Raw genomic sequence first — 12,599 nt, 5'->3', positions numbered from 1 at the left:
GATCCGCTGCCACAGACGGGACCAGGCACGGAAATGCCTGAGACGGAACTTCCAGGGACGGAAGCTTCGGAGACGAATCTGCCCGAGACCGAAGCGGCGCAGCTGGTGCCTTTGGCGGAACTGCACCTGCACATTGAGGGCACACTGCAGCCGGAGCTGATCCTCGAACTGGCCGAACGCAACGGCATCACCCTCCCGTACTCAGGCCTGGAGGAGCTCCGGGGACTGTACGAGTTCACAGACCTGCAGTCCTTCCTGGACCTGTACTACGCCAACATGGCGGTGCTGCAGACCGAGCGGGACTTCGCCGATATGACCCGCGCCTACCTCGCCCGCGCCGCCGCCGCGGGGGTCCGGCACGCGGAGATCATGATGGATCCGCAGGCCCACCTGTCCCGCGGCGTCAGCCTGGAAACCTGCGTCAAAGGGGTGGCGTCGGCGCTGGCCACCTCCCAGGAGGACTTCGGCATGTCCACCCTGCTGATTGCCGCATTCCTGCGGGACCAGTCCGAGGAATCCGCGCTGGAGGTCCTGGACGGACTGCTGGCCATGAATGCCCCCATCGCGGCCATCGGCCTGGACTCGGCCGAGGTGGGCTACCCGCCGGCCAAGTTTGAGCGGCTGTTCGCCAAAGCCCGCGAAGCGGGCCTGCGGCTGACCGCGCACGCAGGCGAGGAGGGGCCGCCGTCGTACATTATCGAAGCGCTGGACGTCCTGGGAGTGGAACGGATTGACCACGGCATCCGCTGCATGGAGGACCCCGACCTGGTGGAACGGCTCGTGGAGGACCGGATTCCGCTGACTGTCTGCCCGCTCTCGAACGTGCGGCTGCGTGCCGTGGACACCCTGGCGGACCATCCGTTGCCGGCCATGCTCGCCGCCGGGCTCAACGTCTCCGTGAACTCCGACGATCCGGCGTACTTCGGTGGGTACGTAGACGACAACTTCTCCCAGCTGAAGGCCGTTTTTGACCTTTCGGACTTCGACAGGGCACGGCTCGCGGCCAATTCCATCCATTCGTCGTTCGCCTCCGAGGAGCGCAAAGCGGAGCTTCTGGACGAGCTGAACGGCGGGTAGCTCCGCGGGGTTCCGGCTCGCTACACTAGTGCCCGAGCGCGTCCGGGAAGAGCCCGGCGATACTCGGGATTTGCGCTCCAGGGTTGAGTAAACAGCCCCGTAGCCGAGACTCCTGCCTCAGTTCTGCTGTAATCCGCGTCATAGTCGGTCACGACACGCAGAGTTAACCAATTCAAGTCGCGCGATTTAACAGGGTCTTGGCAGGATGCCTAGTGACAGATCGCATTACGCAAGGGGAATCATGGCCAAGTCCATCGCAGATAACACCGACCTCCGACTCAAGACCGTGCTGCACGTCCTGACGGAAGGCGTATGGTCCGGCGGTTCACTCAATGCCGGCGAGGTTCTGGCGGAAGCCACCGCCCGCGTGCCGTTCAGTGATCACGAGGCCACGCTGCTCAGCGGTGGCATTCCGCGTGGACACAAGACGCTCACGTCCGCCACGGCCAAGCTGGTGAAGGCCGGCTGGCTGGTCAAGGGCCGTTCCGGCTGGACCATCACCGATGACGGCATGCGCGCCACGGCCGCCTTCCCCGATGCGGATTCCTTCGCCACAGCGCTCGACGCCGGCACTCCGGTTCCTGCCGACGTCGCCATTCCGCCGGCGCCGGCACCGGCAGTCAAGGCGGCTCCCGCCAAGAAGGCCCCGGCAAAGCGGACGCCCGCTAAGAAGGCCGCCGACGCTGTCGGGAAGGCCGCGAAGGCCATTGAGGACGCCATCGAGGACGCCGTAGAGCCCGTGGTCAAGGCCGTCCGCTCGCGCAAGGCAGCGCCCAAAACTGTAGCTAAGGCTGGGACCAAGGTAACGGCAGAAGCGCCTGCTGTGGAGACTTTCCCGCAGCCCGAGGCCGTTGCGGTTGCCGGCGACTTCAACACCATCCTGGGCGCGCCGGAAAACTGGGCCCCGCAGTACGACGAGGCCCAGCTGACGCTCGATGCCCTGGACCAGCTGTGGAAGATCAGCGCCGACCTGCCCGCCGGCTCGTACACCTTCAAGATCGCCCTGAACCGGTCGTGGGACGAGAACTACGGCGCGTTCGGCACGTTCGATGGCCCCAACCACGAACTGCACCACGACGGCGGCACGGTCACCATCCGCTACGACCACCGCACGCGGGACATCACCATCAACTGACCGGACCCGCCCCCGCCTGCTGAGTTTTCGTCCAGATAACGGCATCTGGGGGCGGATTTTGGGTCGGTATCTGGACAAAAACTCCGGAGTGAAGCAGTGTGGAAACCGGTCGTCCTGGCCGGTTTCCACAGCACTGTTCCCACAAAGGAGATGCAAAAGTGACCCTACCTTCAGGCCTTACCTCGGGCGTCTGGACGCTGGACATGTCGCACAGCGAGATTGGCTTCACTGTCCGGCATGCGGGCATCAGCAAGGTCCGGGGACGTTTCACGGACGCCTCGGCCGAAGCCCGCGTTGGCGCATCCCTCGCCGACGCTTCGCTTCACGCCACGGTCAAAACGGCCAGCTTCGATTCCGGCGACGCCAACCGCGACGGACACGTCAAGGGCGCGGACTTCTTCGATGTGGAGGAGTACCCCGAGATGACGTTCCGGGCCACCTCGGTGGAGGGCGACGGCGAGGATTACACTCTCACGGGCGATCTCACCATCCGCGGAATCACGAAGCCGGTGGAGCTGGAGGTCGAGTTCACCGGGGTAGCCGTGGACCCCTTTGGTGCCACCCGCGCAGGATTCTCCGCGGAGTGCGAAATCAGCCGCAAGGAGTTTGGCCTGACCTGGAATGCTGCCCTGGAAGCCGGCGGCCTGCTGGTCAGCGACAAGGTCAAGATCAACGTCGAAGCTGCGCTGGTTAAGCAGTCCTGACGGCCATGAGGTTTTCCGGGCGACGGGATGACTCCAGCCGGGACATCCCAGGCCGGGACATCCCTGGCCGGGATAATCTGCGCCGGGATAACGGCGATATCCGGCTCTCTGCCCGCGTCTTTGGCGTGGTGCAGGGGGTCGGATTCCGTTTCTGGACGATGGGCAAGGCCGACGAACTGGCCCTCAAGGGTGTGGTGAGGAACCTCGACGACGGCTCGGTGTCCATCGTGGCTGAAGGGCCGGAGCAGCAGATCCAAAAGCTCCTGGACTGGCTGAGGTCGGAGAACGCACCCGGCCGGGTGGAACGCGTGGAGGAGTCAATCTCCGCGGCCGACGGATCGTTCCGGGATTTCAGGGCCCGCTGAGAGGGCCCCGCTGACTGGTTCCGCCGAGAAGGCCCGCGCGGGAGCGGGCTATGTGGAAGTTGGTGACGTTCTTTCGGCGCCGTCTGGAGACTATGGGGACGTTGCTTCGGCCAAAGTGGCCTGGCGTTCTTTCGGCCCCGGCGGATAGGCGTGCCGCCGTCCGGCAAGGATCAGCACAAACGCGACGACGGCGGGGATTGCGGCGGCGGTCGGGATCAGGAGCGGCCCCGCGATGGTGAGGGCGGCGGCGCCGAACATCGCGCCGATCATGATCCCGATCTGGATGGTCAGCACCGTCAGCCCGTTGGCGGCGTCCCTATACTCGCCACCGGCCCGGAGGATGGCCGACTGGTTGTAAATCCCCATCGCGCCGATGCCCGTGCCCCAGACCAACATCAGGACCAGCGTGACCGGCAGCGCCAAGGCCGGCAGGACGCTTCCCACCAGCGGGAGCAAGGCCACGGACACTACAACGCCGGCGACAGTGATCAGGAGCCAGCGTCGCGGCCGGGAATCCACGGTGATGCCAGCGATCCAGATGCCCACCAGCCCGGCAACACCGAGAACACTGATGGACAGCGGGATGCTGAAGTCAGGCAGCCGAACCTCGCGCAAGAACGGCGCAATGTAGGTGAACAAGGCGAAATGGGCCATAAGCATCAGCGGCCAGCCAACGGCGACAGTCTTCACTCCCGGCTGGCCGATCGCCTTGCGGATGGATGGGTGCGGAGCATCGGGGATGCGCCGCACTGGGGGAAGCAGCCACACGGCAAGGAGCGCCAGCACCACCCCGGAGGCGGCCAGGACCAGGAACGCCGCGCGCCAGCCGACGATGTTGCCCAGGGCGGTGCCCACCGGGGCGCCGATGGCCAGTCCCAGGCTGTTGCCGCTGAACACGATGGCCAGTGCCTTGCCCACTTTGTGGGCGGGGACGATCCGCGTCACAAACGGGGCCATGGCAGACCACAGCAGGCCGTGCGCGATGCCGCCCACCACGCGTGAGCCCATGGCCGCGCCGAAATCGGAGACGATGGCCACCAAGGCGTTGCTGGCCGCGAAGAACAGGATCAGCGCGATGAGCAGGTAGTGGCGCGGGACCCGCGACAGCAGCAGCGATAAAGGGATCACGGTGACCACGATGATGGCCGCATAACCGGCCGTCAGGTACCCGGCGGTCGCCTCGGAGACCCGGAAGTCGGCGCTGATCTGGGGCAGCAGACCGGAGGGAAGGAGTTCAGTGGTGATGGCGGTGAAGCCGATGGCGGCAAGGACTATCAGGGCGCCGACAGGCAGCCTGTTGCTCTGGGAGGTCACGCCACGAACTTACCTTGATTCAGCGGTGAGAACACGGTTTCTCAGAGTGTTGCGCGGCTGTGAGTAAGAACACTGTGGATACCCGCGCTGAGGCCGATGAAAGCGCCAAGTTCCTCAAACAGCGCCGGTTTGGCCGGCATGTAATTCGTGAGCTCGGGGGAGCGGATGATCACGGCCCGCCACTGGCCCCGCGACACTGCCACGTTGATCCGGTTCCGGTTCAGCAGGAATTCGGCCCCGCGGGGAGCCTCGGCAACTGCGGAGCAGGCCATGGACACCAGGACCACCGGCGCCTCCTGGCCCTGGAACTTGTCCACCGTGCCCACCCGGACACCCGGCAGCCCGGCGTCGTGCAGGGCCTGCCGGATCAGCTGGACCTGGGCGTTGTAGGCGGCCACCACCAGGATGTCTTCCGGGTTCAGCGGCCTGGCCGGCTTGTCGTCGCCGGGAAGCCATTTCAGCCCGATGTGCCGCTGGGCCTGACTGACCACCTCCGCAGCTTCCTCGGCGGAGGACTTGGTGTTCCCGCTGTGGTCCACAAAGACTGTTTCCACCCCGGCCGGCAGTTCCGCGAGGCTGCGGAGGGATGCCGCAGGCGCAGCCTCGAGTTTTCCGTCGTAGCTGAGGACGGACACGGCCCGGCACAGGTCCGGGTGCATGCGCCAACTGTCCGCCAGGAAGTAGCCCAGTTCGCCGGGGAGGGTGGCGTGCCCGGCAGCGAGCCAGCCCAGGGCGGACTCGTCCACGGGCTCCGGGTGCGAGCCCTGCGTAACCTGCGGCAGCTGCTGCGGGTCACCGAGGAGCAGGAGCCGCGTGGCCGCGCGGGCCACGGCCAGGGTGTTGGCCAGCGAGAACTGGCCGGCCTCATCAATGACCAGCAGGTCCAAGGATCCAGCGGGGACGGACCTGCCTGTCATGGTCCAGGCGGTGCCGCCCACCAGGCAGCCGCCGGGGGAGGCGAGCAGCGCGGCGACGTCGTCGTCGGACGTGCGGTGCCACAGCACGGGATGCGGGGCGGCCAGCTTCTTCGCCACCCGCGCCGGATCCACACCGGCGGTTTCGATCGCGGTGCACAGCATGTTCTCCACCACTGCGTGGGACTGCCCCACCACCCCGATCTTCCAGCCCTGGTCCACCAGCCGGGCAATGACATGCGAGCCGACGTAGGTCTTGCCCGTCCCGGGAGGGCCCTGCACGGCAAGGTACGAATGATCGAGGTCCAGCAGCGTTGCGGTGATCGCCGTGACGTAGTCCGCTGCATCGGCCGCGTCCTTGCCGACGGCGGCGGGACCCGGCATCGAATGGAAGCGCGGCGGCACCTTGCGCAGGATGTCGACGCCGGGGTGTTCCGGAAGGACGGGGACCGAGGCGCCGACCCTCTGGGCCAGCTCGGCCAGGGCAGATTCGATGCTGGCGGTGCGGATGGGCTGGTCCTCGGTGAGCGCCTCCGGAATATGCGGGTAGGCGGGGACCTTTCCTGTTTCCCGCTCTTCGATGGTGATCATGGTCTGGCCGGCCACCCGCGGGTGGTCCTCCACAGCGGTCACCAGCGTGCCAAAGGTGAAGCCGCGGCCCGTGGGGGTTCCCAGCGGATCATCCAGGCCATCAGGGACCGGGGAATCGTAGAGCCGGCACCAGGTGCTCCCGGGTTTGAACTCCGACCCTTCGCTCATGACTCCGGTCAGCCTCAGCGTGCGGGTGCGCATCCGGGCCGTGGGCTTTGCGAGCTCCCAGTCGGTCAGTATTTCCGCGGTATCCACCACAAACACGTTGCGGTCCTCAGACCAGTGGTCGATCTCGGACTCGGTGCGGTCGAAGTGTTCCCACCAGAACTGCTTGCGCTCGCGGCGGTGGTATCCGGTAGCTGCCGCCACCATGGCGATGGCCCGTTCGTCGTTGGTCCACGGCCGGTTGTCCGGGAGGCCGGCCAGGTAGGCCTGCAGGCGGCGTTCCTCCGGTGTTGGTTCGGGTTCCGGAATTGGTGGCGGGGCAGCAACGGCGGACGACGACGGCGCCGGCCGCCCGCCGTCGTCGGCTGTTCCGGTTGACGCCGCGCGTGAGGCAGACGTCCCGCGCAGACCCAGCAGCCAGTCGCGGAGGCGGAGTGTGGAGAGGCAGTCGTACTCGTTGTAGTCGGAGATGGAGGCCAGGATGTGGGCGGCCGCGGCGGCGTCGCCGTCGTCCCGGGCGGCGCAGTAACCGGCATACGCCACCACGGACGCTCCGGCGTCCTTGACGTCCCCGGAGCGGAGGTTGCTGCCCATGTACAGGGGCTCGAGCTTCTTGATGGAGTAGGAGGGCTCGGAGATCCGCAGCGAATGCCGGGCGGTGGCGTAGAGGTCCACAAGCAGGCCGTCGCGGAGCCAGTTGTCCACGATGTCCTCGCCGGCGAGGTGCGTGACGGACAGGTTCCGCAGCGCTGATTTCTCGTAGGCGGCGTAGTGGTAGACGTGCATGTCGGGGTGCCTGGCCCGGCGCTCTTCCACGTAGGCGAGGAAGTCAAGGAAGGCCTGCCGCTCCTCGTTGCGTGAATGCGCCCAGAAGGGCCGGAACACGGGCTCGTCGGCGGCGTGGGCGTCAGCAGCGTCATCGTCAAACACAGGCGCCTCGATGACGCCGAACAGGTACTCCAGCCCCCACTTGCTGGTGGCGGGGTCCTGCCAGAGGGGATCGCCCTCGAAGTCGAAGAAGATGTCTCCGGGGCTGGGTCGCGGGATTGCCGCCAGGGCGTTCTCCGGCAGCACCTTGAACGTGACGGTGTGCTCCTCGCCGTCCTTGGCGAAGGTGCGGGAACCGTCCGGAACGTCCCGGCCCAGCTGCATCCTGGCCTGGTCGCGGAGCCGGGCCACCGAGCCGGTGGCCTTGCTGAGCGGGAGATCCGCCAGAGCGTCGATGGTGGTGATGTGATCGGCGATGAGTTTCTTCCGCCGGAGGGTGGTCATGCCGCCCACCATCAGGAGGTCGCGGTGGGACTGGACCTGCTCGGCGCAGTAGTTGCACCGCCCGCAGAACGCGACGCCGGGCTGTTGCCACTGCACCGCCGAACCGGCCTCGCGGTGGGCGGCGGTCAGGGTGCGGAAGCGGTCGCGGCGCTCGCGGAAGACCGGCAGCAGGTCCGGCAGGGAGTGGTAGCTGCGGACGTAATCGCTGTCCAGCACGGCGCCCAGCACCAGCGTGACCCGGGGCGATGGGTCCAGACCCATGCCGATGAGCTGGTCGCCGTAGGCGGCGAGCTGCAGGAGCGCGCCCACCTTGGCGTGCCGTGCCAGCTTGGTGTCCCACACCTCGTAGCGTCCAGGATTGCCGGTGCCGGCTGCCTCGTTGACGATGAAGTCGGCGTAGCCCAGGAATTCTCCGTCGAAAAAAGTTGCCTGAAAGACGACATCGGCCCCTGCGCGGAGCGCGAGTTCCGTTTCAGCGTGCTTGGCCAGCAGCTCGCCGCGCGTGTTTTCCCCGCGCTCGATCGAGTACACCCCGGCCCCGCGGCTGGCGTCCCAAGCGCCGTACTGCGCGATCAGGCCGGCCAGGACCTTGGCCTCGTGCTTGTCACCGAGCGCCCCGGCACGGCGCTGCATTTCGTCGTCGGGAAACTGCGCCTTGGGGGACCGGCCCAGTTTCTCGTCCAGGATGCGGAGCGTGCGGTACTCACATTCGCTGGCGGCCACCAGATCGCTGGCGGAAAACACCAGGTCCTGCGGCGCGCTGGGGCGGGGATCAGCGAGGCGCGGATCAACAGTACCGGGATCAGCGCTGGCTGGATCGAGCAGAAACACGGGGCCTCCCCATTGACGTGCCTGGCCGGAGGGCAGTTCCCCTGGCGCTGGTTTGAATCTAGCAAGAGGGGCTGACAATAAGGCCCCCGGCTAGTCCTGTGCTGCCCGCACCTGCGCGTCGTCGTGCTCGGTGTGGGCTTTGCGGAGGAGGTCCATGAATTCGGTTTCGTTGCGGATAAGCCGTTTGTACTTCTCCGGCAGGCTGCGGATCTGGTCTTCCTCCCGGACCATCCGGGCGAAGAGCTTGTCCCGCTCCGCCATGTCCGTTTCGTAGTTGAGGTCCAGGTATTCGGTGGCGTGCCGTTTGGCGCCGGAAACCGCGTTCTTGGCCTTGCCCTTGGGGCTGAAGATCGAGGCCAGGACGGTGACCGCCAGGACGCCCAGGATCACGGTCAGGGACACGCCGGTGCTGACTTCGATGACGTTGACGTGCTCGCCGTCGTTGATGAACGGCAGGTTGTTCTCGTGCAGGGCATGCAGGATGAGCTTGACGCCGATGAAGCCGAGGATGGCGGCGAGACCGTAGGCAAGGAAGATCAGCCGGTCCAGCAGTCCGTCGATCAGGAAGAAGAGCTGGCGCAGGCCCATGAGCGAGAACGCGGTGGCCGTGAAGACGATGAAGACGTTCTGCGTGAGGCCGAAGATGGCGGGGATGGAGTCCAGTGCAAACAGGATGTCGGTGCCGCCAATGGCAACCATCACCAGGAGCATCGGGGTGAGGACGCGCTTGCCGTTCTCATGGGTGAAGAGTTTGTCGCCATCGTAATGGGCCGACGCCGGGAGGTACTTTTTGGCGAGCCTGACCACCAAACCTTCGGAGTCGTCGTCGTGATTGTCCGGCTTGAGCAGGTTCCCCGCTGTGATCAGCAGGATCAGGCCGAAGATGTAGAACACCCACGCGAAGCTGTTGATCAAAGCGGCGCCAAGGAAAATGAACGCCGTCCGGGCGATCAGCGAAAGCACGATGCCGAAGAGCAGCACCTTCTGCTGGTCCGCACGGGGGACCTTGAAGCTGGCCATGATGATCAGGAACACAAAGAGGTTGTCCACGGACAGTGCCTTCTCCGTGATGTACCCGGCAAAGTACTCGGTGCCCATAGTGGTGCCGCCGAACAACAGCACGCCCAGGCCAAAGAGGAGGGCGATCCCCACATAGATGGAGGACCAGATGGCCGATTCCTTGAGGGTGGGGGTGTGGGCCTTACGGACATGGAAGAAGAAATCGAAAGCCAGCAGGCCCACAATTCCCGCGATGGTCAGGGTCCAGACAAAGGGAGGGACGTCCATCAGTCCACCCTACCTAGGCGTTTGCCGTTAGTCCTGCTTGACTTGGATGACCCCCTTAATAAGGGTGGACTGGGACCGTCACACCGCGCTGAAAACCGGTGCGCTGCCGATGTGAGCTTGAACCAAGGAGAGTGCAACGTGGCACGCAAGAACCCGCACGTAGAAGAGGCCAACGAGGCTGACATCGAGGTCAGCGGCCACCCCAAGACGTGGGCCGCCGGCGTCCCGGGCGTCTACCACTCGTTGGAGCCGGCCGTGCAGCACATGGGCCTGGTCAGGACCGGGAAAACCCTGCTTGCCCTGAACCAGAAGGACGGTTTCGACTGCATGAGCTGCGCGTGGCCGGACCCGGGGCACCGCAAGACGTTCGAGTTCTGCGAAAACGGCGCCAAGGCTGTCACCTGGGAGGCCACTCCGGTGGTGATCGGCTCCGAATTCTGGGCCGAGAACCCGGTCAGTGAGCTGCGGCAGCGGTCCGAGTACTGGCTGGGGATGCAGGGGCGCCTCACCGAGCCTGTCCACAAGCCAGCGGGGGAGGACCACTACCGGCCGGTCAGCTGGGAGCAGGCGTTCACCATCGTCGCCGAGAAGCTTAAAGGGCTGTCGAGCCCGGACCAGACCGCCTTCTACACCAGCGGCCGGACCTCCAACGAGGCCGCGTTCCTCTACCAGCTGTTTGTCCGGGCCTACGGGACCAACAACCTGCCGGACTGCTCCAACATGTGCCACGAGTCCTCTGGCTGGGCCATGGGCCAGACCATCGGCATCGGCAAGGCCACCATCTCCTACGATGACTTCGCCAAGGCGGACCTGATCATCGTGATGGGCCAGAACCCGGGCACCAACCACCCGCGGATGCTGACCGCCTTGGAGGAAGCCAAGGAGGCGGGAGCCAGCATTGTGGCCGTGAATCCGCTGCCGGAAGCGGGCCTGATGCGCTACAAGAACCCGCAGAAGGTCAAGGGGATCATTGGCCGCGGCACGGAGATCGCCGACCAGTTCCTGCAGGTCCGCATCGGCGGGGACATGGCCCTGCTCCAGGCCGTCTCCAAGCGGGTCCTGGACGCCGAAGCTGCGAATCCGGGCACGGTGCTGGACCACGCGTTCCTCGCCGAACACTGCCAAGGTCTGGAGGAGCTTCGCGAGCACCTTTCCCAGCTGGACGAGGCTGCCGTGCTGGCGGCCACTGGCCTGCGGACCGAGGATATCGACGAACTCGCAGACCGTTATCTCAGGGCGGAGAAGGTGATCATCACCTGGGCCATGGGCATCACCCAGCACAAGAAGGGTGTGGCCACCATCAAGGAGATCATCAACCTTCTGCTGCTCCGGGGCAATATCGGCAAGCCCGGCGCCGGTGCCTCTCCCATCCGCGGCCACAGCAACGTCCAGGGCGACCGCACCATGGGCATCTGGGAGCAGATGCCGCCGGCATTCTTGGACGCCCTCGGCAAGGAATTCAGCTTTGAACCGCCGCGCGAACACGGCGTCGACGCCGTCGAAACCATCAGGCAAATGCGCGACGGCGGCATCAAGGTTTTCGTGGCCATGGGCGGTAACTTCGTGGGAGCCATTTCGGACACCCACGCGGCGTTCGCGGCGATGGAGAACACCGAGCTCTCGGTCCAGATTTCCACCAAACTCAACCGCTCGCACACGGTCACCGGCGCCGAGGCGCTGATCCTGCCCACGATGGGCCGCACGGAGATTGACATGCAGGAATCGGGTCCGCAGTTTGTGTCCGTGGAGGACACGGTCTGCGCCGTGCATGCCTCACACGGGACGGTGGAGCCGGTGGCGCCTGGCCTGCTGTCCGAAGTGGCCATCGTCAGCAGGCTGGCCCAAAAAGTGGTGGGTGACTCCGTGCAGGCGGACTGGGCCGGGTTCGAGAAGAACTACGACCTCATCCGGGACCACATCTCGCACGTGGTCAGCGGCTGCGAGGACTACAACCGGAAGATCCGGCAGGACGGCGGTTTTGTGCTCCCGAACGGGCCACGGGATTCGCGGACGTTCACCACCCCGACGGGCAAGGCCATGCTCACCGTAAACGAGCTCGAACATATGGAGCGGCCGGCCGGAACGCTGATCCTGCAGAGCATGCGCTCGCACGACCAGTTCAACACCACGATCTATGGCAACAACGACCGCTACCGGGGCATCAAGAAGGGCCGCGAAGTGGTGTTTGTCAGCCCTGGGGACCTCGCCGAACTGGGACTCAGCGACGGGCAGCACGTGGATATCCACGGCGTGTACCAGGACAACGTGGAGCGGGTGCTGCGGAACTTCCGGGTGGTCTCCTACCCCACGGCGGCCGGCTGCGCGGCAGCCTACTACCCTGAGGCCAACGTGCTGGTGCCGCTGGACAGCGTGGCCGAGGGCAGCCAGACGCCGGCGTCGAAGGAAGTGATCGTCCGGCTGGAGCCGGTAGCCGGTTAACGGTGGGGAGCGAGACCCGGTGGCCGGGGCTCCCTACTGGCCCGTGTCCGCCCAGCCCCCAGCCGCCGGGCCGCCGTCGTGCCCGTCCTCGCACAGCCGGAAGGCGACGTCGGCCGCCTGGGTGACTGCCGCCGTCGACTTTTCCTTGGATCCGGCGCTGCCGTTGCCGGCGGCGAGCCCTGCGGCGTAACCCACCAGGAACGTGGTGACCGGTGCAGCCGCATGGATCACCGAGCCGGCAGACTTCCTGGCCAGATCAAGGAGGAGTTCCTGATCCACCTCCAGGTCCAGGATCTGCAGTGCCTGGGCCAGTCGCTGGGTCCACTGGTCCAGGACCTGGGCTTCGTTCTCGTCAACAGTCATGTTCGCTCCTAGGTTGCCGGTTCGCTGCTGGTGGGCGGCAGGGGGAGTCCTGGCCCATTGCCAACGACACTACAAGGCCTGGGCGGCTGCGTCACCGGGCTGCGGCAGCGTCCTTGACACTCCGTTTTGCCCTGAGGAATGT

General features: G+C 65.9%; 9 protein-coding genes. 5 read left to right on the top strand and 4 right to left on the bottom strand.

Annotation, left to right across the window (positions count from 1 at the left end; genetic code table 11):
* Positions 1–33: 33 nt before the first annotated feature.
* From NG698_RS06210 to NG698_RS06195, 4 genes are all read left to right on the top strand, one after another.
* Positions 34–1,077 (top strand): adenosine deaminase, encoded by a 1,044-nt coding sequence (locus tag NG698_RS06210; RefSeq protein ID WP_374209876.1) that lies wholly within the window; start codon positions 34–36, stop codon positions 1,075–1,077.
* 241 nt (positions 1,078–1,318) lie between these two features.
* Entirely contained in the window at positions 1,319–2,212 is an 894-nt protein-coding gene (locus NG698_RS06205; protein WP_252608849.1) for a pullulanase X25 domain-containing protein, read from the top strand.
* A gap of 158 nt (positions 2,213–2,370) precedes the next feature.
* Positions 2,371–2,916 (top strand): YceI family protein, encoded by a 546-nt coding sequence (locus NG698_RS06200; RefSeq protein WP_248762204.1) that lies wholly within the window; start codon positions 2,371–2,373, stop codon positions 2,914–2,916.
* A gap of 59 nt (positions 2,917–2,975) precedes the next feature.
* On the top strand, positions 2,976–3,281 hold the full coding sequence (locus tag NG698_RS06195; protein ID WP_374209875.1) for an acylphosphatase: 306 nt from the start codon (positions 2,976–2,978) through the stop codon (positions 3,279–3,281).
* Positions 3,282–3,371: 90 nt separating this feature from the next.
* Here NG698_RS06195 and NG698_RS06190 read toward each other — a convergent pair whose 3' ends face one another.
* The 3 genes from NG698_RS06190 to NG698_RS06180 all read right to left on the bottom strand — a co-directional run bounded on the left by NG698_RS06190 (position 3,372) and on the right by NG698_RS06180 (position 9,655).
* Positions 3,372–4,595, bottom strand: coding sequence for an MFS transporter (locus NG698_RS06190; protein ID WP_252599360.1), 1,224 nt, complete (start codon positions 4,593–4,595; stop codon positions 3,372–3,374).
* A gap of 41 nt (positions 4,596–4,636) precedes the next feature.
* A complete protein-coding gene (locus NG698_RS06185) occupies positions 4,637–8,368 on the bottom strand; it encodes a TM0106 family RecB-like putative nuclease (protein WP_374210082.1) in 3,732 nt (1,243 codons plus the stop codon).
* A gap of 90 nt (positions 8,369–8,458) precedes the next feature.
* Entirely contained in the window at positions 8,459–9,655 is a 1,197-nt protein-coding gene (locus NG698_RS06180) for a TerC family protein (RefSeq protein ID WP_252608847.1), read from the bottom strand.
* Between the two features lie 138 nt (positions 9,656–9,793).
* Between NG698_RS06180 and NG698_RS06175 the strand changes: the two genes are divergently transcribed.
* The gene (locus tag NG698_RS06175) at positions 9,794–12,094 is read left to right on the top strand and encodes an FdhF/YdeP family oxidoreductase (RefSeq protein ID WP_252599358.1); all 2,301 of its coding nucleotides are present in this window, start codon (positions 9,794–9,796) and stop codon (positions 12,092–12,094) included.
* 33 nt (positions 12,095–12,127) lie between these two features.
* Here the strand turns inward: NG698_RS06175 and NG698_RS06170 are convergent, their stop codons facing one another.
* Complete coding sequence (locus tag NG698_RS06170; RefSeq protein ID WP_248762200.1) at positions 12,128–12,457, bottom strand: DUF6457 domain-containing protein; 330 nt, start codon at positions 12,455–12,457, stop codon at positions 12,128–12,130.
* Positions 12,458–12,599: the final 142 nt, after the last annotated feature.

It is taken from the genome of Pseudarthrobacter raffinosi, from assembly GCF_023913735.1.
Taxonomy (GTDB): Bacteria; Actinomycetota; Actinomycetes; order Actinomycetales; family Micrococcaceae; genus Arthrobacter; species Arthrobacter raffinosi.
This window is presented reverse-complemented; position numbering and strand designations above follow the sequence as displayed.